Here is a 23,510-nt window from a genome sequence, read left to right on the forward strand (position 1 = left end):
ACGAGCAAATTGTATCGAGAAGTTATTCAAACAGTAACGGTTCTTGATACACTTCTCCTACGTCGAAGCACTCGAACTGACGTAATTCGTTTACTCACGCTTAAACAGAAACCTTATCACATTATACGCACGCATCGTCACTTCGAGTGGTTTGTGAGGTACGAGCAAATTATATCGAGAAGTTATTTAAACAGTAACGGTTCTTGATACACTTCTCCTACGTCGAATTACTAAAACTGACGTGGTGTGATTACTCTTGATTACATCAAAAACAAAAAAAATAGCAAACTGAGTTTTATCTCTGCTTACTATTAATTAATACTATTTAAAACGTTGCGTTTATTCAACATTATATGTAATCATACTACTGCATTCTGTAGTGCTTTTTGTTCTGTAATAAGAAATGCTTCTATCGTCATTCTCTTTGGTTACTGAGTATGTGTTATCACAATACACCGTTATAAATCTAGTCCCCACAAAAGCATCATTTGTATTGTCGGCATCTACTGTATAATTGTAAAGATAACGTCCGTCTTCTATTTTCTCCCAGGTTCCAGTTGCTGTTTCTACAGTTGCATAAAACTCCGTAAAAGTCCCATCGGAATTAAAGGTTATTAATATTTCTGAGTCTTCAAAAACACTTTTAAACCATCTGTCAACAAGCGTCCATTCTGTCCCGGTCCATTCGTCTAAAGTAGATTCTAAGCTTTCTGATCGGTACATTTGCCAATCCCCGATGACTTGGTTGACTTCTTCAGGATTGTCCGCAGTATCGTCGTCATTATTACACGACACAACACTAATTAGGGATAAGATAATAAAGGCATTTAAAACATAATTTTTCATAGCAGTGAAAATTTAAAGTTAGTTATTTACTAATATAACCATTATGCACCTTTATTTCCTACCCTAGATGGCTTTTACTTTAAAAACCAAACTTTTAAAGATTATCTAATTGATTGTCTGTTCCCTTCTCACTAATCGTCCAAAAGAAACCTACGAAGAAAAACTGATCCGCTGCCGGACGTAATGCTCGCCTATTAAACTGCCCATTTAAATCTGCTGTGTTAGCATACTGATAGCCATTAATATTTTTAAATCCTAAGGCATTGTTAACTGAAAAATATAAGATTTTTTGGGGACTTAATAAGTATGCCCAATTAACACTTAAGCTATTATAAGATTTAGTTTTTTGATTTAAAAAACCCGTTTGATTAGGATCTGTGTAAGTTCTACCCGAAGCAAAATTATAACTTAAACCTACTTGGCTTTTCCAGCTATCTATCCAATATTTACCAACAACGGATAAGTTATGTGTGTTAGCAAAATTAGGTTGTGCTGAGGTCGTGTAATTTTTATAATTACGTACTGTATCCAAAAATGAATAGCTGACCCAATAATCAATATTATTGATGCTTTTATTATCTCTAAAAAACAAATCTATTCCTTTTGCATAACCACTTCCTGAATTATCAAAATCAGTTTCAAAATTGGTAAAATCTGAATCATATTTAACTAAATCGCTATATTTTTTATAATAGGTTTCTGCTCTAAAAATTTTACCATCGGAATTAAACTGATAATTTAAAATATAATGTTGGGCTTGTTGTGCTTCTAAATTTTGATCAAACTTTAAAATAGCACTGTTAGGTTGTTGGAAAAAATTACCATAAGCTAATGATAATTGGCTTTTACTACCTATTTTATAAGCTAATGATGCTCTTGGAGATACTGTTACTTTATCAAATAACTGACTATACTCTGCACGAAACCCTGCTTTTAAAGCTAGTTTTTTAGAAAAGAAAATATCCGCTTCTGTAAAGGCTGCTGTTAGATTATTATTATACCCATAATTAACATTATCTATAACTTGATCGTTGTAGTTTTCGTTGAATTTAGTAGCAAATTGTTCTGCTCCAAAATTTAATTTAAAACGATTACTGATTCGGTATTTTAGTTTTAGCTTAGCATGTATAGAGTTTTCTGTAGTATTTATTTTACTATCAATTATACTAACCTTTCCTTTGGCGTAGGTATAACTTAAACCTCCAGAAATGGTCCAATCGCTATTTAAAACTTCTTTATAAGACCCATTAAAATAGAAGTTTTTATTATTTAAAGCAAAGGATAATCCATCTTCTAAATTAATGTCTTCCTGAACTAAGCTAAAGTCTGAGGTATCAAAAGCGGAGTATAATTTTAAGATTCCATTGTCTGTTTTATGTCTAAAAACAGCTTCGCCAGAAACGGTTTGGAAAGGCTTTTTCCAATCATTACGATCTTCAAAGAGTTCTAAATATGGTGACAAATTAATATATGATGCATTGACACTTAAACTATTTTTACCCCAAATTTGAGTATTCCCTAAACTTGCTCCAACACTCATAATACCAATATCTGTTTTCTCTTGATCAGGTTGATTTATGGTATTAAGCTCTAAAACACTAGATAAGGCTTGCCCATACTCGGCACTATAACCACCTGTTGAAAAGGTAATTCCGTCAAATAAAAATGGCGAGTAGCGACCACGCGTTGGAATGTTATTTGTGGTTGGAGCATAAGGCGTAAATACACGCATCCCGTCAATAAATATTTGTGTTTCTTCTGCTTCTCCTCCACGTACAAACAAGCGCCCATCCTCGGATACTGTTGTGGTCCCTGGTAAGGTTTGTAATGCGCCTACAAAATCGCCTAAAGCACTTGCTGTAGTAACTACATCCAAGGGTTTTAATACCGATACTTTACTATTATCTCCTGCTGCAAAAGTCCCGGCTGATATAACGACTGCGTCCAAAGTGTTTACGTCTTCTTTTAAGACTATTTTTATGTTTTTTAAAGCTGTTACTGTTTTGACTATTGTTAAGGTCTCAAAAGACACGAAAGACGTAACCAGACGTTGTTGCCCTGTGGCTGTTGTTGTAAAACTAAAACTACCATCGGCTAGTGTACTTGCGCCATCATACGTCCCATCTAGATATACATTTGCTCCTAAAACGGGTTGGTTATTGGTGTCTGTTACGGTACCTGAGATTGTGTTTTGAGATAGTCCTAGCGTACTGATAATTAATGTTAATAGGGTTAGTGCAAGTTTCATAATAAAAAATGGTTTTTGATTGTTTGACTCTGCAAAGATGCACGGAGGACTAAGGGTTTTAAATTATTAAATCCCGAAGTGTTGATTTTTACGGATGGGCTGCACTAAGACAACCTGAGCACACGCGTTAGCGGTTGTAGTGGTATCCTTTTTTTGCTGCCACTTATGGCAAAAAAAGATTTTAACGGAAAACGCGACCCTTGTGGTAACGTCCAAAAAAATAATTCTAAATTTGTGTAACGTCTTTATAATTTTAACTACTAATAGTTAAACTAACCAAATAACCATTGAGTAAACCATTAGAACAAAATTTTGTTGAATTGTTAGAGCAGCACCAGAATATTGTACATAAAGTTTGTAGACTTTATACCAATAACTATGATGCGCACAACGATTTATTTCAGGAAATAACCATCCAGCTATGGAAGGCTTTCCCGAAGTTTAGAGGGGATAGTAAATTTAGCACTTGGATGTATCGTGTGGGCTTAAATACCGCCATTACATTATACAGAAAGTCTAAACGTACTATCAACACTCAGCAATTTGACACAGTACAGTTTAAGATTAGTGCAGAGGAATATGATAGCACTGAGGAGGACCAATTAAAATTATTATACAACGCTGTCCACCAATTAAATGATATTGAAAAGGCTTTAGTCTTTTTGTATCTGGAGGACAAAAATTATAGAGAGATAAGTGAAACAATGGGTATTACTGAGGTTAATGCTAGAGTGAAGATGAACAGAGTGAAAACCAAATTAAGAACCATTTTAAATCCGTAACCTATGGATGAATTAGAATTATTAAAAAAAGACTGGGTTAAGAGTGACGATAAATTTGAAAGAAAATCGACTGCCCAACTATATCCAATGCTATTAAAAAAATCGTCTAGCATTGTAAAGACGTTATTTTATATAAGTATTGCAGAACTGGTGTTTTGGGTCGCCATAAATACAATGCCTTTTTTGATGTCTGATGCTTACAGAGCCAAACATGAAGAAATGTATACTAGTAATATGTTTATAATTTTAAGCCTTTTGTCTTATGCCATTATATTACTTTTTGTGTATTTATTATACCGATCGCACAAATCAATTTCTGTTACAGACAATGCAAAAAAATTGATGCAAAACATATTAAAAACTAGAAAAATCATTAAATACTATGTGCTTTATAATTTAGTTTTGGCATCCGTATCAATGATCTTAGCGTTTATATACACTAGTAGTCATGACCCTTTATTAGCTGAAAAAATTGATCATTTTACTAACAAGCAATATATAGCAATGATTGGAATGTTTATGTTAGTTACTATCGTTTTTGTAGCTGTTATATGGCTGTTTTACAAGTTACTTTACGGTATCCTTTTAAAGCGATTAAATAGAAACTACAAAGAATTAAAGAAGATTGAAGTTTAATCTTTAAATAGTATTAGAATTAAAAAAGCCTCAAAGTAAATTTACTTTGAGGCTTTTTTATGGTTGTATGCTTTTATTGAAGAATAGTGGCTATTAAGTTAAAAACTCACGTTTTTTATTAAGCTCTTCTTGTGCCAATAACTCCTTTTGAGGTATTACTTTTAAGAACGACGGGTGTTGCTCTATTGCATATTCTATTTGCTCTACGATGTCTGCAATAGTATCTTTTTCGTAATCAATTTTTAAAGGTTCTTTAATCTCGAAAGATTGATAAACGTTTTTCTTTTTAATTCGTAATCCCTTTTTATCAAAACTACGTCTAAAACCATCAATTACTATTGGTACTACTATTGGCTTATAACGTTTTATTATATGCGCTGTCCCTTTACGGATTGGCTTAAATGGTGTTGTGGTCCCTTGCGGGAATGTAACTACCCAACCGTCATCCAAAGCTTTTTTAATGGCAGAAATATCAGACATTTTTACTTGCCTGTTTATATCTTTACCTTGACTACGCCAAGTACGCTCTATACTAATAGATCCTGTGTAAGCAAATATTTTTGGTAGCAGACCTGATTTCATGGTTTCTTTAGCTGCCACATAATACATGTTTAGCTTTGGATTCCATAAATACCCCACATTTTTAATATTATCATCTCTCCCTTTTAAGGATGCATTAAATACATGAAACATTGCAATTACATCTGCAAAGTACGTTTGATGATTAGATATAAAAAGTACGTTAGTATCTGGTAAGTTTTTTATAACGTCTGATCCTTCGATTTGCAAATCGTTAAAACCTCTAAAGCGTCTGTGTGTAAACAGACCTAAGATTCTGATTAACCATTTTTTCACAAAAAGAATATGTCCAAAGGGATTTTTTTTAAATAAACCCATAGTTTTTTTTACATTTAGTAATAACAAATATAGAAAAACCTTTAACTTATAGGGTAGCTTTTAACAAGTCTTTGACTTCGCTTAGCATCATTGCTGTTGCACCCCAAACTAAATGTGTCCCTAAATAAAACGCAGGCACCTCAACATCAGTACCGTAACTAGTTTTAACTTTTTTAGAGGTTAGATTACTATCACTTAACAAATCAGAGAGATAAACCTCTAATAAATCCTCCACTTCTGTCTCTTGTTTGATAAAAGTCGGTGTCTTAGTGGCTGCTCCAATATAAGGTTGCACATAAAAATTGCTTGGAGGAATGTATACTTGTGTCATTTTTTTATACACCGTGACTAGCTCTGGATGTACCCCAACCTCTTCATGCGTTTCGCGCAAAGCGGTGTGCATTAAATCACGATCTTCCTCTTCTACTTTACCTCCCGGAAATCCTACTTGCCCTGAGTGAACCCCTTTATAGGTTTTTCTTAAAATTAAAATCAGTTTAGTTTGCGCTTCCAAATCAGGGTAAAACAACGCTAAAACAGCACTTTGCCTTGCATTTTTTATATTATCGCCTTGCTTTTTAACCAACTCTTGTCTGTAAGGTGGTACCATTTTAAGCTGAGAAGCTTCGGCTGGCAAGGGGATATTTTTTATTTTTGGTAACGCTATGATAAATTCATTAAAATTCATTTTAAAAATGCGCGTATTATTATTGGTTGGTTTTTGTTTTTTGTTTCTTAATTGTGAAGATAAACAATCCAAATCTAAAACAAAATCAAACACTCCTAAAACAGAGGTCAAAGTAGTAGAAAAAGATACAACTCCGCAACGCGAATTTCCTTATTTAGATAAGGATAACGTTATGGATTTTTTCTTGGATTACGAGCCTAAAAACCCAGAAAACAAAGTACGCATCTCTACTTCTATGGGTGATATTGACATATTATTGTACGACAAAACTAAATTCCATCGTGCCAATTTTATATTTCTAACTAAACAGCATGCTTTTGATAATACCCAGTTTCATCGTGTGGTAAAAAACTTTATCATTCAAGGAGGTAATACAGACGATTTACAAGTAGCTTCCAGACGTGGTAAAATTGGAAGATACCTTTTACCAACAGATACCAACCGCGGTTACACGCATAAAAGAGGTGTAATATCTATGCCGAGTAGCGATATTGAAAATCCTTATAAATTAGCCTCGCCTTATGAGTTTTTTATAACACAACAAAACGCCTTTCATTTAGATGGCGACTTTACGGTATTTGGAGAAGTTATAAAAGGGATGGATGTTGTAGACAAAATAAACGCTGTTGATATTGATAAAGCAGATTGGCCATTACGTAACATATATATTAAAAAAGTAGAAATTATAGAATAGCTGCTGACTTTTAAGTATTTTTAAACTGAAATTAAATTATCCATTTTATATGAAAAAAAACACTGTTTTCTCTATCCTAACTTGTTCTATTATATTGTTTAGTACAAGTTGCAAGAAAGATACTGATACTACTGAATCCTCTGAAACTATGAGCGACAATTTATTACTTCAAGACTATACGGGACCTTATGGCGGTATTCCTGCGTTTGACAAAATGAAAGTCGAACAAATAGAACCTGCTGTTATTGCTGGAATGGAACAAGGCTTAAAAGATATTGAAGCCATTGCTAATAATACAGCTGCACCTACTTTTAAAAACACTATCGAAGCAATGGAACGTGCTGGTAGTGGTTTAGACAATGTATTTACCTACTACGGGATTTTTGGTAGTAATATGAGTAGTCCCGAATTTAGAGAAGTACAAGGTAAACTAGCACCTAAATTATCTGAATACACGTCAAAAATTAATCAAAACGAAGCGTTATTTAAGCGTATTAAATCGGTTTATGATGCGTCACAAAAAACACCGTTAGAAGCTGACCAACAGCGTGTTTTAGAATTGACTTACAAGCGTTTTGAAATGAATGGTGCCGAATTAGATGACGTTAAGAAAAAGCGTTATGCGGAAATTAATAAAGAGCTATCGTCACTTTACAATAAGTTTGGAGACAATGTTTTACATGACGAAGAAAACTATATTACCTATTTAACAAAAGACCAATTAGACGGTCTAAGTGAAGGATTTATTAAGTCTGCAGCAAAAATAGCAACAGATAATGGTAAAGATGGTCAATATGCCATTACCAACACTAGATCTTCAATGGATCCGTTTTTAACGTATAGCACAAATCGCGAATTACGTAAGCAAGTTTGGACAAACTATTACTCTAGAGGAGATAACGGAGATGAATTTGATAATAATACGCTTATCGCGGAAATTCTAAAACTAAGAAGAGAGCGTGTTGAGTTATTAGGTTATAAAAACTTTGCCGAATGGCGTTTACAAGACCGTATGGCTAAAACACCAGAAAATGCTATGCAATTAATGCTTGCTGTTTGGCCTGCTGCTATTGCGAGAGTAAAAGAAGAGGTTGCAGATATGCAAACGGTTGCAGATGCATCGGGACAAAAATCAGATATTGAAGCATGGGACTACCGTTACTACGCAGAAAAAGTAAGACAAAAAAAGTATAACTTAGATAGTGATGAGGTTAAACAATACTTACAACTAGATAAATTAACGGAAGCTTTATTTTATACTGCTGGTCGTTTATTCAACTATAAATTTACACCTGTTGCAGAAGGTAAAGTACCAGTGTTTCATGAAGATGTAAAGGTTTGGGAAGTAACAGATTTAGATTCTGGAAAAGCAATTGGTTTATGGTATTTAGATCCTTTTGCTAGACCTGGAAAACGTTCTGGTGCATGGGCAACAACTTATAGAAGTCATACTACACTTGACGGACCAAAAACAGTCTTAGCCTCTAACAATTCTAACTTTGTAAAAGCAGCTCCAGGAGAAGCAGTATTAATTTCTTGGGATGATGCGCAAACATTTTTTCATGAGTTTGGACATGCACTTCACTTCTTCTCTTCTAATGTAAAATACCCAACCTTAAATGGAGGTGTTAGAGATTACACAGAGTTTCAAAGTCAGTTGTTAGAACGTTGGTTATCTACAGACGAAGTGATTAATCAATTTTTAGTACATAATAAAACAGGAGAACCAATTCCAGCTAGTTTAGTTGCTAAAATTAAAAAAGCCTCAACTTTTAATCAAGGTTTTGGTACTACCGAATATTTAGCATCTGCATTAATGGACATGAAATTACACCTTGCTGATCCTGAAAATATTGATATTGATAAATTTGAACGTGAAACGTTAGCTGAATTAAAGATGCCTAAAGAATTACCAATGCGTCACAGAACACCGCATTTTGGTCATGTTTTTTCTGGCGAAGGTTATGCAACAGCATATTATGGTTACATGTGGGCAGATGTCTTAACTAGTGATGCATCAGAAGCATTTAAAGATGCTCCAGGTGGTTTTTATGATAAAGAAGTGGCTGACAAATTAGTCAAGTATTTATTTGCTCCAAGAAACAGTATGGATCCTGCTGAAGCGTTTAGAAAATTTAGAGGACGTGATGCTAAGATTGAAGCTTTATTAAGAGATAGAGGGTTTCCTGTGCCAACAGAAAACTAAAACTAATGACCATTAAATAACAAAAGTTTTGATGCTTCTAGATACTTTTCTAGAGTGTTGAAACTTTTGTTTTTTTATATAATATAATACACATGAATTTTATAGATTTTATTATTGGCGCACTTTTAGTTAATGCCATGCCACATCTTGTTTTTGGACTTACCAAAGCACACTTTCTAGGCTTATTTGGATACAGCCCAAAAGGAAACATTGCGTATGCCATATTGCAGTTAATAGCCTGTTGTTTAATTTTTTATTTTAACTATGGGTTTGATGCATTGCTCAATAATGGTATTTTTATGGGCGGATTAACGGTCCTATGTTTGTATTTTATATTCGGAAAACTATTGGTTGGTTTTTATGGAAAACAAAAACCTGAGTAAACTAATAAAAATTGCAAATACAGTAAAAACCCAAAAATAAAAATGGTTTTAAACTACTGAAAAATCTAAAAAGATAGCGCCTAAAAACAAAAAGTAATAATGCCGTATCCTCTTGTTATCAAACCAAATAACTTTAAGCTGGTAAATCATATTTTAAGACGTTTTTTATAATTTCAGACCAACAGAATACGAAATAAAAATTAATTTTAGTCCTTATATAAATTAGGTAAACTAACTTTAAATTTTACAGCAATTAACCTTACGGTGATCACTACAGCTCCTGCAATAATAAATACAAAGTCTGAAGCTAAAGGTAGTTTTATAATTAAAAAATAAGTGGCTCCTCCTAAAATACAGGCAGTAGCATACACCTCTTTTCTAAATATTACAGGGATTTCGTTACACAAAATATCTCTAATAACACCTCCAAAACATGCTGACATTGTTCCTAAAAAGACACAGATAATAGGATGTAAACCTGCAGAAATTCCTTTTTCAACCCCAACAACAGTATATAGTCCAATACCAATGGTATCAAACAATAGTAAAGATTTACGCAAATAATCAATTTTTGATCTAAACGCAACAGCAAAAATAGTAGACAAAATAACAACGTAAATAAACGTCATATCCTTCATCCAACTTACTGGAGTTTCGCCAATTAAAATATCACGCAAAGTACCACCTCCTACTGCTGTAACAAATGCAATAATTAAAATTCCAAAAGCATCCATACGCTTGTTAAGCGCTACCAATACTCCTGAAATAGCAAATGCTATGGTTCCTAAAATGTCTATTATATAAAACATACTCTTTTAATAAAAAGCAAAATTAGCTTTTTAAAAGACAAAACTAACATAATGTAAACTTTTAATCCTATTTGATATTTGTATACTTCAAATACAAAAAAGCTTGCTATACTTAAACCTCCAAAGCAAACACATTACCCATTTCTTTTTCTAATTATATATTTTTAACCTATATTGGCTATGCTATTAATTAAATATTCTAAAAAAATGAAACGATTAGTTTTACTACTAACTGTCATTACCTTATCGTGCCTATCTCAAACTATACAAGCGCAGGATGTATATTCTCCTTGGACCGCAAGTTTAAGTACCAATGCTATTAATAATCCAACCAGATCACTTCCAGGAGATTTAGGTCGTTATAAAACATGGAATTGGGATCCTGCCGGATTTAAAATAGGCCTTGCTAGGCATTTAAAAGGGAGACTATCTTTTGAATCCACAATTTCGCTTAGCGGAATTAAACAAAACTATGTAAATATTGACGAAAAATTCTCTCTAATAGCTTTAGACGGTTTGTTTAAATATAACTTAGCAAATAGTTTTGTCTTAACACCATATCTAGTTTTAGGAGGTGGATATACTTGGCTTGATACTGTTGGAGCAGGAACTTTAAATGCAGGCGTTGGAATTAATGTATGGTTAACCTATAATTTTGGATTAACAGGACAAAGTATTTATAAACATGCTTTTGAGGACTACGGTTTACAACACTACCAACACTCTGTTGGTATAATTTTTAAATTTGGTGGCTCTGATAATGACAACGATGGAATTGTAAATAAGGAAGATGAATGTCCTAATATCTTTGGATTGGCCGATTTTAATGGTTGTCCAGATACTGATAAAGATGGCATTCATGATAGAGAAGATAATTGCCCTGATACACCAGGTACACTTAATGGTTGCCCTGATAGTGACAAGGATGGCGTTCCTGATTTATATGATAATTGTCCAAACCTAGTAGGAGAAAAATCTAACAGAGGGTGTCCAATACCAGATACTGACAAGGATGGTATTATTGACACTTTAGATAAATGTCCGCAAATTAAAGGCTCTAAAAACAATAATGGTTGTCCAGAGGAAAAACCTGAGCAAACCAAAGCAGTCATATCTAAAAAACCTGTTTTAATTTATTTTGAATTGAGTAAGGCCGAAATTGATGCTAAAAGTCAAAAAATATTAGACAATGTTGCTAAATTTATAAAGCAATCAGATATTAAATCCTACGAAATTTCAGGACATACAGATAACACCTCTTCAAAGCAAACTAACTTAAAATTATCTTTGGAACGTGCCAATGTTGTTAGAGCTTATTTAGTTGCGAAAGGTGTTGCTGAAACTAAACTGAAGACCGCTGGCTTTGGTGAAGAATTTCCAATTGATAAAACCAATACAAAAGCTGGAAAGCAAAAAAACAGACGTGTAGAAATTATTCCAATGCATTAAAATTACAATTGGGCAACTAAAAATAACAATTGGGTAATTTGTTTTTGAATACTAACTGTATTTATTTCATTTTTGGAGTGTTAACCAATAAAAACATCACATTATGAAGACTTTAACGACATCAAATCCAATTAGCAACAAGTTAGTATCAACTCTTTTTTTATTTGTATTAAGCATCACTTTTGCTTTTGGACAAACAAAAACAGTGGTAACCGAAGGTAAAAATATAACCATAACCGTAAAGAATGTAAAAAACAATACGGGACAAGTTATGGTTGCATTACATACTGCAGACACATGGATGAAAGGACAAGGTCTACAGAATATTAATAGTAAAATTGAAAATAATCAAGTCTCAATTACGTTTAAAAATGTAACTCCTGGTACGTATGCTATTATGGTATTACATGACGAAAACACCAATAACCGTATGGATTTTGACAATGGGATGCCAACAGAAAACTACGGAATGTCAAACAATCCTATGAGTTATGGACCGCCTCAATTTTCAGAATCTAAATTTGAAATAAACACAGAAGACCTAGAGTTTAATATTAGATTCTAACAGACTAAAAAACTAAAATAGAGAAAGCCACTTTACAGTGGCTTTTTCTATTTTAAACGTTACATTTTAAGTTCTAAATGCTAATTAAAAATTAAGCAGTCTTTTTCTGAGTTGAATTACTCGTACTCAAAATATTTTTAATAATGGTCCGTTTAAAATAATCTAAATCGTATGGCTTAACAATAATATCATTCATACCAGATTCAAAAACAAGCACACGCTCCTCCTCTATCTCAACCGCTGTAAGCGCTATAATTGGAACTGTCTTATTAAAAAGACGTATTTCTCTTGTGGCATCTATTCCGTTTTTTACTGGCATATTAATATCCATTAAAATTAAATCGTAAGTATTCTCCTTTACTTTAGCTATTGCTTCATCTCCGTTTTCGGCAATATCACATTGTACATTACTAATCTTAAGTATTTTTTTAGTGACAATCTGATTAATACGATTGTCTTCCACAATAAGAATTCGTTTGTTATTTAATAGTTTGAGATCAATTATAGGCGCTATCATTTCTTGCTCTTGTGCTACTTCTATTTTAAGAGGCAATGTAAATTTAAAAGTACAGCCTTTTCCTAAGTCACTTTCTACTACTATTTCACTTCCAGCTTGTTCTAATAATTTTTTAACAATAGGCAATCCTAGTCCTGTTCCTTGGTAAGAATTTGGTATGGCATTAACTTGTGAAAATTCATCAAAAATAGAACTCAGTTTAGACGCTTCAATCCCTGGACCTGTATCTTTAATAATAAACTCGACCTCAACAACAGTATCTGTTTTAGCCTTAGCATTAACAATAACGTCAATAACGCCGCGTTCTGTAAATTTACAAGCATTACCTACCAAATTCATTAATACTTGTGACAGTCTTATTAAATTACCTTTTAATAGAGGAGGGACTTCTTCGCTAACCTGAATATTAATCTCGTTATTATGTTGCAAACGGATATATTCAAATGAAGAGACAATGATGCTTATTTGATCTTTTAAATTGAAAGTAGATTCTTCTTTTGTGAAAAATTTATTTTCAATTTTATTAAACTGAAGCAAATCATTAATCAATGCCAATAAGTAATTAGCCGAAAACTTAAGTGTCTTCAAATCTTCTTTATGATCATTAAGTGCTTTATCTTCTAGTAAAATAGAACTTATACCAACCACACCATACAAAGGTGTTCTTAACTCATGACTAATAGTTGCAAAAAACTTTTCTTTAGATTTAGCTAAGTATTCACTTTCTTCTTTAGCCACAAGATATTGGCTGTTTTTTAATTTTAAATCTTTTACTAAAGCCTGCCTTTTCTCGCTTGATAAATAACTTATTACCAAAATAATAAGCAATAAGAAAATAATTAAAAAGACAATAAAAAGCAATCCATTTTTTTGCTCTGCCTTTTGCTCTAATAATTGCTTTTCTAACTCTTTAGATTTAATTTGTTCTTTATAGCGCTCTACATTTAATTCTGCAGTAACCGCTTCAATTATATTATTTTCGACATCTTTTTCTTTCTTATCATCATAAAGACTTAAAAGCTTATCCACTTCATAAATTCCTTTATAATCCTTTTTGACTTCTAAAGCCTTTCTATAACCTTCGTAACCTTCAATCAAGGCGTCAACAAACTCAGTACCTTCACAAATTCTGATGGTCTCTTTAAACTTTAATATGGCTTCATCGGGTTTGTTTAATAATAGTAACATTTGGCCCTGATTATGTATATGACTTGATAAATAATGCGGTGGATTACCCAAATCATTTAAATAACGCTCTGTTTCTTTAATGTAAAAACTACTATTAACGGGATCTTCTATTTCATTATAAATTCTAGCGACATTATGATGTATTACAAATAGACGCGTGGTGTCCTTTAAGCGTTTTGCTATTCCAATACTTTCAATATATTTATCAGCAGCTTTTTTCTTGTAGTCTGTAAAATAATAAACATTAGCCAAATTATTTATAAATCTTAAAAGCACCGTACTGTCATTAGATACTTTAGCCTCTTCAAAAGATTTTAAAAACAAGACCTTGGCCCGAGCAGTATCTTTTATACGCAACATTGTGTTACCAATAACGGTTCTTAAATCATGAAGATATTTAGTACTATCTGTTTTTTTTGCTAGGTAAAGTGCGGTATCCGAATAAATTAAACTTGGCGCATAACTAGACTTATAATGCTCTTCTGTCATCCATGCAATAGTAGCTTCCACATGCTTAATTATCTCTGCGTTTGTTGAGTCTTTTGATATTTTAGGCAGGGATTCATTAATAGCAGTATAAGACGTTAAATCAGGTCCTATATTAGGTACTTCACTTTGAGAACGTCCGGAAATACTATAGAAAAAAATTAGAAAAAGTAGGGTTTTGGTTAAGTTAGTCATAAAAAAGAAATGAAGTTAGGGACTTTAATATAACACTTTTAAAATTATTTCTCAAATTAAACACTTAAAAACACATCGTCAAGTTTCTATATTACAACAAATTACATGTATTTATTTAAGCCAAAAACTAGAAGACAAATAACACTTTACTTACAAATTAAAGGATGCTTTTTTAAAATAAAAAGTGTCGCAAAAAAGATAAGTTATCAAACGCTTTATAGTGGTTTAATGTAATTATAAAAAGATGCTTTTAGCACCTCTAAAAAACAAAACCAACTAACCCTCTGCAACATAGATTGTAATTGTACTACTAATTTGTTTGAAATTGTCAATATTTCTATTAACTTAGTGATAGCTATTACCAAATCAAACCAACCTATGAAATATCGCCGAATTATTTACACCAGTCACGCTACAAAACATTTTAATAAACGTAATTTATTAGACCTATTGCACGACTCCAGAGCTTTTAATGAAATGGATGGTATTAGTGGCGTTTTAATACATAAAGAAGGTTTGTTTTTGCAAGTTATTGAAGGTGAATCTTTATTTCTTGATGATTTATTAGAACGATTAAAAAGAGATCCTAGACACGACGATGTTACAATTATAGATGACCAACCTACGGATACCAAGCTTTTTCCTAAATGGAGCATGGGATGTGCAGATTTTGATGATCCATCATTGAGTTTAATACCAGGAATCCGAACAGACATTAGTAACCCAAAAGTTATAGACGATTTAATTAAACGACTACCCGAAATAGCAACGCTATTAGCAGAAAACATAGAATAATATCCTAAGGCAATTCTAATTAAAACACATTAAAGCGTGTAAATAGAAGTTACAATAACACCTTTACCATCCGTAACTTTTACTGATAGGACTTGCTCTTTAGCTTTTACTTGTAAATTAAACGGAGCAGCTAAAAGATCTACACCACTTTTCTTTTTTAATCTAATACCTTGACCTGAAATAATATCTTTATTAGGCGTAAAATCATCTTCTGGAAGATGTTCTGTTAAAACAACGTATTTAAACCCCTTTAACTTAGGGACAATATTCGATATTTCTGTATTTGACAAATGTTGCAACACCTGTCTTAATATTATACAGTCGGCAGCTGGTAATTGGTCCACTGCAGCATCCAAACACTTAAATTCTAAGTGTGGTGCTTTAAAATTAGTTTTATTAAACGCAATAAGGTCAGACACAATATCTACTGCAACATATTTGCTGGTGTAATTAACCAATGCTTTACCAATATTAAAATCGCCACAACCCATATCACAAACTTCAATTGGCGATTTAAATGATTTTAAAAAATCTATTAAAATAGTAATATATGGTTTTACTAAATCCGGATTATGCGACCCATCTCCCGAGTAAAAATCTGACGTATTACCTCCCCAAAGTTTCATAGCATATACCTGCTCCATAGCAGCCTTAGTTGGCCACGGTGTTTTTATTACTTTAGTTTTATTAGCATTTGTCTTCATTAATTACTTTTTACTTTACACTTTAGATTTAGCAAACCTACAAATTATAAGTAATACTTAAGATTACATAAAATAAGGCATAAAAAAAGAGCAACCTAAGTTGCTCTTTAAATTTATATAATTTGCGCTAATTATAGGCTTTTTCCTAACCAAGCGTTCATCATCCAAATTGTTTTTTCTTGCTCAGAGATAAAATCACTAATCATAGAATTTGTTCCTTCATCATTTGCATCTCCTGCTGCATTTAAAATGCTACGTTCTAATTTTAATAATTCTGTTAAAGACGTTACAATTAATGCTACAGCCTCATCATCTTTAGACACACTATGTCCAACAGGTACTTTTGCAGACTTAATATAATCATCAAATGTATGTAATGGTGTTTCACCTAAAGTTAAAACACGCTCTGCAATTAAATCAACTTTTAAATTTGCATCCGTGTACAATTCTTCAAACTTAACATGTAAATCAAAAAAGTTTTTACCTCTAATATTCCAATGGATACCTCTTAAATTCTGGTAATATATCTGAAAATTAGCCAATAACTGATTTAACTGCCCTGCTAATTCTTTTGTTTTTTCTGTATCTAATCCTAGAGTATTTAATGTCATAATCCTATGTTTTATTTGTTATTCAAATTTACGATTAAATAATACCTTTTAAATATAAGTTTTATTGATAGATGTTATATTTTTATAGTCTTAAACTATAAGCATGACTATAACACAATTATCATATGTTTTGGCTGTCGCAGAAAACCAAAATTTTACTAAAGCTGCTCAAAAGTGTTTTGTAACACAACCCACTTTAAGCATGCAAATTCAAAAATTAGAAGACCAATTGGATGTTTTAATTTTTGATAGAAGTAAAAAACCTATTGAACTGACTGAAGTTGGTAAAAAGATAGTTACTCAGGCTAGAAATATTGTTAATGAGTCTTATAGAATTCAAGATATTGTTGATCAAGAAAAAGGGTTTATTGGAGGTGAATTTAAATTAGGTATCATCCCAACGGTTATGCCAACCTTATTACCTATGTTTTTAAACAACTTTGTTAAAAAATACCCTAAGGTTAAACTGAAAATTGAAGAGTTAACTACAGAAGAAATTATTACACGCATAAACGATGGGCATTTAGATGCGGCTATTGCTGCAACACCTTTAGAAAATGACACGATTAAAGAGCGTGTTTTATATTTTGAACCATTTGTAGCTTACGTCCCGCAGAATCATAGATTACGAGATAAGAAAACGTTAGAAACTTCGGATTTAGAGATTGAAGATATGCTATTGTTAGAAGATGGGCATTGTTTTAGAGACGGTGTAATTAACTTATGTAAAGCATTTAAGAGCCATAACGACGATAAATTTCAATTAGAAAGCGGAAGTATTGAAACCTTAGTCAAACTATCTAACGAAGGCTTAGGGATGACTTTAATGCCATATTTACATACTTTGGATTTAAATGAAAAGGACAAAAAGAATCTACATTATTTCTCAGAACCTTCTCCTGCAAGAGAAGTTAGTTTAATATACCATAAAAGCGAGCTTAAAATGCAAATTATAGAAGCTATGCAAGACGTAATCTCTGGTGTAATCAGAGGTGCTATTGCGTTTCAGAATGTGCAAATTATTAGCCCTATTTCAAAATAAAATCAAGTTATAAAATAAAAAAAAGCGACCTAATGATCGCTTTTTTTATGCCTTAAAGTGCAAAATTAACATAAACAGACAAACGTTGTTTGGACTTTACATTATTACCAAATAGTTTTTGACTAACCGGTAACGTGTAACTAGCTCCAAAAATAAATTTATCAATAGCTAATTCTGATCCCAAACTAGCATTTAAGATGTTTCCATCGGTATCGCTTAAGGTTTCACCGTATTGTGTAATACTATCATAAACATCTCCTGATAATCCAACAAAAGGCATAATGTTCATTTTTTCTTTAGGTATAGCCGTAAAAAAATTAACTGCATAACTAAACTGATTCCCAAATTGATATTCGTTTTTATTCTCTCCTTTTAAATAATAACTTAGTAAAGTATTGACTCCAAATTTGTCACTCCCGTAGTTATATCCTAAAGAAAACACACCATCTACACTTCCTGTTCCTACCTGAAAACCCGGATTAATATTATCTGCCAAGCGTTGCTCAAATTGTCCTGTTGGCAATTTAATACCTAGTCCAAATTGCAGACTATGACCTGTTGGTTCTTTCGTGTTATTAAAATCAACCACATCATCAGATTTCTTTTTATAAAAAACATGTTTATACCAACCAATAACGCTAGCATCTCCTAGCCCATTTAAATTTTCAGTAACGCCATTAAAATCTCGTGTTAGATCTTGATATGGTAAACTTCCTGTAACATAAAACGAGTCGTTTATTGGAATCTGAACCCAAAGTTGATACGTATTAAATGTTTCTTTACTTATTGGCGAATTTTCGAAAATTCCGTTTCTAGATTCAAAATTTTGATAGATATAACGTACACCTACAAAATTAGCATTACTTAAGGTTCCAAAACCAAAACTACCACTACTTGTCGAGCAACCACACAAGTCGCATAACACCTTAAAGGGTTCATGTTTTGTACATGGGTTTGCATGATTATGAGCTTCCGCTTTAGCGAAACCAACCATTAATACTGCGATAATTATATATTTAATATTCTGCAAAACGTTCATCTTCTAGAAATTGAGTATCGGTTAATGTTTTTAAGAAAGCTATTATACTTTCCTTTTCGTAATCTGTTAAGGTAATACCGTAACTGCCGTCAGGTCTTAGTAATAATGGATCCACATTACCATTATCTACTGCGTTAGCATCGTAAAAATCTAGCACGACTTCTAAAGTTGAAAACCGCCCATCATGCATATACGGATAGGTAACTTCTATGTTACGTAAACTTGGGACTTTAAACTTGTATAAATCATTAGGGTCTTCTAAAATATTATAACGCCCTTTATCGTCCAATTGCGGATTTACAGGTAATCCATTATTTCTAAAAGATTGATCTGTAAAAAGGTCGGATGCATGACATCCTGCGCATTTATTCTGAAAGGTATTTAAACCGTCAAGCTCTATAGTTGTTAAGGTAACATTGTCTTCGTTTCTAACATACTTATCGTATTTAGAATTGGAAGACACCATTATTAGCATAAACTGAGACAAGGCTTTTAGCATATTTTCGCTACTAACCTCACCATCATCAAATGCTTTATCAAATTGCTCTTGGTAATAACTTTCTGCTTGTAGTTTAGATATTACATTACTTAAGGTTTCTCCCATTTCTAGTTCGCTAGTTAATGGTATAATAGGTTGTAAATCTAAATGAGATGCTGATCCATCCCACATAAAAGAGGTTTGATACGCTAAGTTTTGAATGGGTTGCGCGTTTCTAAATCCAATACCACCATTAACACCATGGCTTAATGTATGTCCGTGATGTGTAAACGCAAATGCTTGCTCATGACAAAAGGCACAGGCAATAGCACCATTAGAGGATAATTTACCCTCGTAAAACAACTTTTTTCCTAGCTCAAAACCGGCTTCTGTAATTGGATTATTATCCAAATTATAAGTAATGTCTGGAAAATTAGAAGGTAATTCCATTTGTAAAGGTATGGGCACATAATCTTCTTGTTCTGTACTTTTAGAACAAGAAAAAAATGAGACCAAGCCTAAAATAATAAGGCTTAATTTTTTCATAATTATGAGATTTAATACACCATTAAAAACCATTAGATTAATAATGGTGTATTAGTTAAATTAATCGTTGTGTACATGGTGTACTTCAAACATTGTAGCTATGTTAGTTGCGATTATTGGTGTCTCATTAGCATCTGTATGTACTTGATCATAACCATCTGTAATATTTACAGAAGTTGCACCATCAAATACTTTTGCTATATCTGCCTTAATATGTACTTCTGGAGCTTTATCCGCTCTTACAAACACCGTATTAGGAAAATCTAATGTTACTTCTTTGTAATTATCTAAAGCTGTACCAACGCTTCCCATATGTACGTTTAACGGTTGGTCCGTCATTGTAGAAGACGAGTATGTTCCATCTAATCGGATAAATTTATATCCAGAAGCCCAACTCCACATCATACCTTCTGCATCTGCTAAATCTAAAAAGTCTCCTTGACCTTCTGCTCCTAAAGCAAATCTGTCTTGATCAATACCAATACCAAAAGTTACCGATACGTAATCTGCTGCATCTACATTATCTAAACTAACATAGATTTCGCCTGCATTATTACCATCTAATTCGTCGATAATAAATACATTGTCTTCTGTTGGATATTCAAAAACAGTCCCGTTTGTGTCTGTAAATCTTACATTACTAATAATGTACTTCAAATTTTCTAGTGAAAAAGATTCTGAACCAGACTTGCTGTATGATGTCCCAAAGATAAAATCTTGATCACCTACACCGTTATCATATTTTAAAGTTAATGTACCTGATTGTCCTGTTAAATCGTCTTCTTGAATGCCGTCATCGTCTGAGGAACATGCTGTAATTACTGCGCACGCCAATAGTGCAAATGTATATTTGAATAATTTCATTTGTATAATTTTTAATTTTAAGTCGTAAGTTATTAAGCCTATTATGGCTTAAGCCGAAAATAAAAATTATGCAATGGGAGGTTTAAAATGAAAATACTCAAAGTCAAAAGAATAACTTTGATTGTAAACTATAGGGATTTCTTTTTTTAATTGAAACAAGGCATCATTTACTGTAACATATTGATAATTACTATAGAATACCGGAAAAAATGACTCTGCTAAACTACTTATTGCAGTATTATTAGAATCATCAGTAGTCGGAACCTGTAGTTGTTTTGCCAAGTGACATTTACCATTACAAGCCAATTGTGGCTTTTCCTTATTAACACAATAGGTATTAATGATATAATCTATATTTAACTGAAAATAGGCCACATAACCAACGTAATACATAGGTCGTATAGCAAAAGATAAAAACAATACTATTGTAAACAGCTTTTTCAGAAAAAAATATTTTTTTTTTTGCAAATTTATATTAATTAGATGAAAACGGCTCTAAAAACTTGCGTAAACACATAAAAAAAGCGACTAAAAAGTCGCTCTTCAATTATTTTATTAAGGGTTTAAATATATTAAACACTGATCTAGTTTAGGATTTTGTCTTACTAAAGACTCGATATAAAGCTTAAGCTCCTCTACCTCATATGGTAGTAATCGTTCTATAGCTTTTTGCACTTCTTTGCAAAATAAAGTTGTGTCAAAACTAACTTTTTGTAGTACAGTTTTAGTGTACTCAAACATTGCTCTTGCCATAATTAATTTTTAATTTAGTTAAATTTAAAGTAGTGTTGTAGTATAGGCTAAAGCGTTTATAAGTTTCGATTAAAGGTAGCAAAAAAATGTTGTTCAAAACCGTAACCATCTAAACTTTAACAGTTAAAATAAAGTTAAAACGTTCTAACTAGAAGCGATTATCACCATCCAACAAATCACCTAAACCTCCTAAGATACTGCCTTCTCCTTTACTTTTACCACCTCTTGGTACGCTTTGTAAAACACGCCCTGCTAATCTACTAAATGGCAAAGATTGTATGTAAACAACACCTGGACCTTCTAGTTTGGCAAAAAACAAACCTTCGCCACCAAAGACCGTATTTTTAATACCGCCAACAAACTCGATGTCATAATTTATATCCTGTGTAAATCCAACAATACAGCCTGTATCAACTCTAAGTGTTTCGCCACGCTGCAGTACTTTTTTAGCCAAAGTACCACCTGCATGTACAAACGTTAAACCATCACCTTCTAGTTTTTGCATGATAAAGCCTTCACCTCCAAATAATCCTCTCCCTAGTTTTTTACTAAATTCAATCCCTACACTTACGCCTTTAGCTGCGCATAAAAACGCATCTTTTTGACAGATAAATTTTCCTTTAAATTCTAATAAATCTATGGCTACAATTTTTCCTGGATACGGAGAAGCAAAACTAACTTTACGTTTACCGGTAAGGGTATTGTAAAAAGCGGTCATAAATAAACTTTCTCCAGTTAACAAGCGTTTACCTGCACCAAAGACTTTTCCTAAAAAACCAGTATCGTTTTGAGAACCATCACCAAAGATTGTTTCCATTTTAATGCCTTCGTCCATCATCATAAAACTTCCGGCTTCAGCAATAACACCTTCATCTGGATCTAACTCAATTTCTACATATTGCATTTCTTCACCAAAAATTTCATAATCGATGTCGTGTGCATTTAAATTGTTGCCTGATAGTTGCTCTTTTTGATACATATTGTTAAGGGTTTAATTTCTTATATGTTGCGTATTTATAAAATTTGTTACAAATAAAACTAGCTTTTTACTTTTACTGACCACTCAAAATTAAAAGTAGAAACCACTACTCCATCTTCATTAGTACCAACAGACTGCATCCAAAGTGTTTGACCTTTACCTGTTTTTATAGCTTCGGCTAAAGCCTCATCAACTTTTTTACCATCATTACAAACAAATGTAATTCTACCCGTTGCCTTTTTTGTAAACGTAGCATTGTTTGTAGTGACTAGCATAGATATTTTTTTACCAGAGTCTTTGATTTTCATAATCATCATGGCACCTGTAGAGAACTCTGCAGCCATACCCTGAACTGCCCAAAACATAGATTTAAAAGGATTTTGGTTAATCCATCTGTGTTTTACAGTCGTTATACATTGTTCTTCATTTAACACTTTTGTACGCACGCCACAGAAGTAAGCAGATGGTAACTTAAGCATTGTAAAAGTATTGAGTTTACTAGGTGATATCTTCATTTATAAATCTATTTTCAGCTAAATTATCGAAAATAATCGAGAATCCACTATGTTAAAATTATGTTAATATTTAGTACTTTGTATTGCATAATACCTTTCTAAAGATATATATTTGCATAAGAAACTATTATATACTTTTAAATTATGGTTACCAATCATCAAAAAAACTTAGCAACAATTATTCATTTATCGACGTTTTCTAGATTTATATTTCCATTTGGAAACATTATCGCTCCGATAGTTTTATGGGTTGTTAATAAGGATAAATCTGACTTTATTGATACACACGGTAAACAAGCTATTAATTTTCAATTTAGCATATTACTGTACGCACTACTAATTGGTATTGTCTGCGTTCCTTTTTTTGCTTTTAGTGTCTTTAGTCATTTAGATATATTGGATTTTAATGCTTTTGATAGTATTAATATCAATATTACTAAGCCTTCACCCTTATTTTACATTGGAGGTAGTTTAGGAGCATTGGCGGTTATAGGATTTATAATAGAATTGATTCTAATAGTAAAAGCAAGTTTAAAAGCTAAAGACGGAGAAGATTACCACTATCCATTTACGATAGAATTTATAAAATAACAAG

Annotated in this window: 25 protein-coding genes; 10 read left to right on the forward strand and 15 right to left on the reverse strand. The window is 32.4% G+C overall.

What is annotated here, in order from left to right; translation table 11 throughout:
- Window positions 1-339: 339 nt before the first annotated feature.
- Window positions 340-846, reverse strand: coding sequence for a hypothetical protein (locus CXF54_RS08310; RefSeq protein ID WP_101203194.1), 507 nt, complete (start codon window positions 844-846; stop codon window positions 340-342).
- A 94-nt stretch (window positions 847-940) separates the two neighbouring features.
- Window positions 941-3,094, reverse strand: coding sequence for a TonB-dependent receptor (locus CXF54_RS08315; protein ID WP_101203195.1), 2,154 nt, complete (start codon window positions 3,092-3,094; stop codon window positions 941-943).
- 287 nt (window positions 3,095-3,381) lie between these two features.
- Here CXF54_RS08315 and CXF54_RS08320 point away from each other — a divergent pair, with 287 nt between their 5' ends.
- Together CXF54_RS08320 and CXF54_RS08325 are read left to right on the forward strand one after the other, a co-directional pair.
- Window positions 3,382-3,876 (forward strand): RNA polymerase sigma factor, encoded by a 495-nt coding sequence (locus CXF54_RS08320; RefSeq protein WP_101203196.1) that lies wholly within the window; start codon window positions 3,382-3,384, stop codon window positions 3,874-3,876.
- Window positions 3,877-3,879: 3 nt separating this feature from the next.
- Window positions 3,880-4,512: a hypothetical protein gene (locus CXF54_RS08325; RefSeq protein ID WP_101203197.1), complete on the forward strand. Its 633-nt coding sequence runs from the start codon at window positions 3,880-3,882 to the stop codon at window positions 4,510-4,512.
- Between the two features lie 93 nt (window positions 4,513-4,605).
- Here the strand turns inward: CXF54_RS08325 and CXF54_RS08330 are convergent, their stop codons facing one another.
- Both CXF54_RS08330 and CXF54_RS08335 read right to left on the reverse strand, forming a co-directional pair.
- Window positions 4,606-5,409 (reverse strand): lysophospholipid acyltransferase family protein, encoded by an 804-nt coding sequence (locus tag CXF54_RS08330; protein WP_101203198.1) that lies wholly within the window; start codon window positions 5,407-5,409, stop codon window positions 4,606-4,608.
- Window positions 5,410-5,455: 46 nt separating this feature from the next.
- The gene (locus tag CXF54_RS08335; RefSeq protein WP_090839766.1) at window positions 5,456-6,097 is read right to left on the reverse strand and encodes an NUDIX hydrolase; all 642 of its coding nucleotides are present in this window, start codon (window positions 6,095-6,097) and stop codon (window positions 5,456-5,458) included.
- A 7-nt stretch (window positions 6,098-6,104) separates the two neighbouring features.
- Here CXF54_RS08335 and CXF54_RS08340 point away from each other — a divergent pair, with 7 nt between their 5' ends.
- The 3 genes from CXF54_RS08340 to CXF54_RS08350 all read left to right on the forward strand — a co-directional run bounded on the left by CXF54_RS08340 (window position 6,105) and on the right by CXF54_RS08350 (window position 9,380).
- Entirely contained in the window at window positions 6,105-6,791 is a 687-nt protein-coding gene (locus tag CXF54_RS08340; RefSeq protein WP_101203310.1) for a peptidylprolyl isomerase, read from the forward strand.
- A 49-nt stretch (window positions 6,792-6,840) separates the two neighbouring features.
- A complete protein-coding gene (locus CXF54_RS08345) occupies window positions 6,841-8,997 on the forward strand; it encodes a M3 family metallopeptidase (RefSeq protein ID WP_101203199.1) in 2,157 nt (718 codons plus the stop codon).
- 92 nt (window positions 8,998-9,089) lie between these two features.
- Window positions 9,090-9,380 (forward strand): hypothetical protein, encoded by a 291-nt coding sequence (locus CXF54_RS08350; RefSeq protein WP_090839770.1) that lies wholly within the window; start codon window positions 9,090-9,092, stop codon window positions 9,378-9,380.
- A gap of 206 nt (window positions 9,381-9,586) precedes the next feature.
- Here the strand turns inward: CXF54_RS08350 and CXF54_RS08355 are convergent, their stop codons facing one another.
- Window positions 9,587-10,189 (reverse strand): trimeric intracellular cation channel family protein, encoded by a 603-nt coding sequence (locus CXF54_RS08355; protein ID WP_090839772.1) that lies wholly within the window; start codon window positions 10,187-10,189, stop codon window positions 9,587-9,589.
- Between the two features lie 207 nt (window positions 10,190-10,396).
- Between CXF54_RS08355 and CXF54_RS08360 the strand changes: the two genes are divergently transcribed.
- Together CXF54_RS08360 and CXF54_RS08365 are read left to right on the forward strand one after the other, a co-directional pair.
- On the forward strand, window positions 10,397-11,638 hold the full coding sequence (locus tag CXF54_RS08360; protein ID WP_198551052.1) for an OmpA family protein: 1,242 nt from the start codon (window positions 10,397-10,399) through the stop codon (window positions 11,636-11,638).
- 103 nt (window positions 11,639-11,741) lie between these two features.
- A complete protein-coding gene (locus CXF54_RS08365; RefSeq protein ID WP_090839776.1) occupies window positions 11,742-12,203 on the forward strand; it encodes a DUF2141 domain-containing protein in 462 nt (153 codons plus the stop codon).
- A gap of 91 nt (window positions 12,204-12,294) precedes the next feature.
- Here CXF54_RS08365 and CXF54_RS08370 read toward each other — a convergent pair whose 3' ends face one another.
- Window positions 12,295-14,589, reverse strand: a complete 2,295-nt coding sequence (locus tag CXF54_RS08370; RefSeq protein ID WP_101203201.1) for a response regulator — start codon at window positions 14,587-14,589, stop codon at window positions 12,295-12,297.
- Between the two features lie 378 nt (window positions 14,590-14,967).
- On the opposite strand from CXF54_RS08370, the gene CXF54_RS08375 reads away from it, so the two are divergent.
- A complete protein-coding gene (locus CXF54_RS08375; protein ID WP_143067801.1) occupies window positions 14,968-15,384 on the forward strand; it encodes a BLUF domain-containing protein in 417 nt (138 codons plus the stop codon).
- A 29-nt stretch (window positions 15,385-15,413) separates the two neighbouring features.
- On the opposite strand, the gene CXF54_RS08380 is transcribed toward CXF54_RS08375, so the two are convergent.
- Entirely contained in the window at window positions 15,414-16,088 is a 675-nt protein-coding gene (locus tag CXF54_RS08380; RefSeq protein WP_101203203.1) for a class I SAM-dependent methyltransferase, read from the reverse strand.
- A 131-nt stretch (window positions 16,089-16,219) separates the two neighbouring features.
- Window positions 16,220-16,699, reverse strand: a complete 480-nt coding sequence (locus CXF54_RS08385; RefSeq protein WP_090839784.1) for a Dps family protein — start codon at window positions 16,697-16,699, stop codon at window positions 16,220-16,222.
- Between the two features lie 103 nt (window positions 16,700-16,802).
- Between CXF54_RS08385 and CXF54_RS08390 the strand changes: the two genes are divergently transcribed.
- Complete coding sequence (locus CXF54_RS08390) at window positions 16,803-17,741, forward strand: hydrogen peroxide-inducible genes activator (protein ID WP_090839786.1); 939 nt, start codon at window positions 16,803-16,805, stop codon at window positions 17,739-17,741.
- Between the two features lie 52 nt (window positions 17,742-17,793).
- Here CXF54_RS08390 and CXF54_RS08395 read toward each other — a convergent pair whose 3' ends face one another.
- From CXF54_RS08395 to CXF54_RS08425, 7 genes are all read right to left on the reverse strand, one after another.
- On the reverse strand, window positions 17,794-18,780 hold the full coding sequence (locus CXF54_RS08395; RefSeq protein ID WP_101203204.1) for a hypothetical protein: 987 nt from the start codon (window positions 18,778-18,780) through the stop codon (window positions 17,794-17,796).
- Entirely contained in the window at window positions 18,758-19,804 is a 1,047-nt protein-coding gene (locus CXF54_RS08400; protein WP_101203205.1) for a cytochrome-c peroxidase, read from the reverse strand. Before CXF54_RS08400 ends, CXF54_RS08395 begins: the two co-directional genes overlap by 23 nt.
- A gap of 60 nt (window positions 19,805-19,864) precedes the next feature.
- Window positions 19,865-20,668 (reverse strand): MbnP family protein, encoded by an 804-nt coding sequence (locus CXF54_RS08405; protein ID WP_101203206.1) that lies wholly within the window; start codon window positions 20,666-20,668, stop codon window positions 19,865-19,867.
- A 66-nt stretch (window positions 20,669-20,734) separates the two neighbouring features.
- Window positions 20,735-21,061, reverse strand: coding sequence for a hypothetical protein (locus tag CXF54_RS08410; RefSeq protein ID WP_101203207.1), 327 nt, complete (start codon window positions 21,059-21,061; stop codon window positions 20,735-20,737).
- 162 nt (window positions 21,062-21,223) lie between these two features.
- Window positions 21,224-21,421, reverse strand: coding sequence for a hypothetical protein (locus CXF54_RS08415; RefSeq protein WP_090839797.1), 198 nt, complete (start codon window positions 21,419-21,421; stop codon window positions 21,224-21,226).
- A 148-nt stretch (window positions 21,422-21,569) separates the two neighbouring features.
- Window positions 21,570-22,400 carry a TIGR00266 family protein gene (locus CXF54_RS08420; protein ID WP_101203208.1) on the reverse strand — a complete coding sequence of 277 codons (831 nt, stop codon included), beginning with the start codon at window positions 22,398-22,400 and terminating at the stop codon, window positions 21,570-21,572.
- Between the two features lie 59 nt (window positions 22,401-22,459).
- Complete coding sequence (locus CXF54_RS08425) at window positions 22,460-22,915, reverse strand: DUF4442 domain-containing protein (RefSeq protein ID WP_090839801.1); 456 nt, start codon at window positions 22,913-22,915, stop codon at window positions 22,460-22,462.
- A gap of 144 nt (window positions 22,916-23,059) precedes the next feature.
- On the opposite strand from CXF54_RS08425, the gene CXF54_RS08430 reads away from it, so the two are divergent.
- The gene (locus tag CXF54_RS08430) at window positions 23,060-23,506 is read left to right on the forward strand and encodes a DUF4870 domain-containing protein (protein WP_101203209.1); all 447 of its coding nucleotides are present in this window, start codon (window positions 23,060-23,062) and stop codon (window positions 23,504-23,506) included.
- Window positions 23,507-23,510: the final 4 nt, after the last annotated feature.

The organism is Olleya sp. 1-3, assembly GCF_002836085.1.
In the GTDB taxonomy this organism is placed as follows: Bacteria; Bacteroidota; Bacteroidia; order Flavobacteriales; family Flavobacteriaceae; genus Olleya; species Olleya namhaensis.

Excerpts from the sequence above, each read along its gene's own strand:
- CXF54_RS08310 (WP_101203194.1), bottom strand. The coding sequence starts at position 846 with ATGAAAAATTATGTTTTAAATGCCTTTATTATCTTATCCCTAATTAGT.
- CXF54_RS08315 (WP_101203195.1), bottom strand. The coding sequence starts at position 3,094 with ATGAAACTTGCACTAACCCTATTAACATTAATTATCAGTACGCTAGGA.
- CXF54_RS08325 (WP_101203197.1), top strand. The coding sequence starts at position 3,880 with ATGGATGAATTAGAATTATTAAAAAAAGACTGGGTTAAGAGTGACGAT.
- CXF54_RS08330 (WP_101203198.1), bottom strand. The coding sequence starts at position 5,409 with ATGGGTTTATTTAAAAAAAATCCCTTTGGACATATTCTTTTTGTGAAA.
- CXF54_RS08335 (WP_090839766.1), bottom strand. The coding sequence starts at position 6,097 with ATGAATTTTAATGAATTTATCATAGCGTTACCAAAAATAAAAAATATC.
- CXF54_RS08340 (WP_101203310.1), top strand. The coding sequence starts at position 6,105 with ATGCGCGTATTATTATTGGTTGGTTTTTGTTTTTTGTTTCTTAATTGT.
- CXF54_RS08345 (WP_101203199.1), top strand. The coding sequence starts at position 6,841 with ATGAAAAAAAACACTGTTTTCTCTATCCTAACTTGTTCTATTATATTG.
- CXF54_RS08350 (WP_090839770.1), top strand. The coding sequence starts at position 9,090 with ATGAATTTTATAGATTTTATTATTGGCGCACTTTTAGTTAATGCCATG.
- CXF54_RS08355 (WP_090839772.1), bottom strand. The coding sequence starts at position 10,189 with ATGTTTTATATAATAGACATTTTAGGAACCATAGCATTTGCTATTTCA.
- CXF54_RS08360 (WP_198551052.1), top strand. The coding sequence starts at position 10,397 with ATGAAACGATTAGTTTTACTACTAACTGTCATTACCTTATCGTGCCTA.
- CXF54_RS08365 (WP_090839776.1), top strand. The coding sequence starts at position 11,742 with ATGAAGACTTTAACGACATCAAATCCAATTAGCAACAAGTTAGTATCA.
- CXF54_RS08370 (WP_101203201.1), bottom strand. The coding sequence starts at position 14,589 with ATGACTAACTTAACCAAAACCCTACTTTTTCTAATTTTTTTCTATAGT.
- CXF54_RS08375 (WP_143067801.1), top strand. The coding sequence starts at position 14,968 with ATGAAATATCGCCGAATTATTTACACCAGTCACGCTACAAAACATTTT.
- CXF54_RS08380 (WP_101203203.1), bottom strand. The coding sequence starts at position 16,088 with ATGAAGACAAATGCTAATAAAACTAAAGTAATAAAAACACCGTGGCCA.
- CXF54_RS08385 (WP_090839784.1), bottom strand. The coding sequence starts at position 16,699 with ATGACATTAAATACTCTAGGATTAGATACAGAAAAAACAAAAGAATTA.
- CXF54_RS08390 (WP_090839786.1), top strand. The coding sequence starts at position 16,803 with ATGACTATAACACAATTATCATATGTTTTGGCTGTCGCAGAAAACCAA.
- CXF54_RS08395 (WP_101203204.1), bottom strand. The coding sequence starts at position 18,780 with ATGAACGTTTTGCAGAATATTAAATATATAATTATCGCAGTATTAATG.
- CXF54_RS08400 (WP_101203205.1), bottom strand. The coding sequence starts at position 19,804 with ATGAAAAAATTAAGCCTTATTATTTTAGGCTTGGTCTCATTTTTTTCT.
- CXF54_RS08405 (WP_101203206.1), bottom strand. The coding sequence starts at position 20,668 with ATGAAATTATTCAAATATACATTTGCACTATTGGCGTGCGCAGTAATT.
- CXF54_RS08410 (WP_101203207.1), bottom strand. The coding sequence starts at position 21,061 with ATGTATTACGTTGGTTATGTGGCCTATTTTCAGTTAAATATAGATTAT.
- CXF54_RS08415 (WP_090839797.1), bottom strand. The coding sequence starts at position 21,421 with ATGGCAAGAGCAATGTTTGAGTACACTAAAACTGTACTACAAAAAGTT.
- CXF54_RS08420 (WP_101203208.1), bottom strand. The coding sequence starts at position 22,400 with ATGTATCAAAAAGAGCAACTATCAGGCAACAATTTAAATGCACACGAC.
- CXF54_RS08425 (WP_090839801.1), bottom strand. The coding sequence starts at position 22,915 with ATGAAGATATCACCTAGTAAACTCAATACTTTTACAATGCTTAAGTTA.
- CXF54_RS08430 (WP_101203209.1), top strand. The coding sequence starts at position 23,060 with ATGGTTACCAATCATCAAAAAAACTTAGCAACAATTATTCATTTATCG.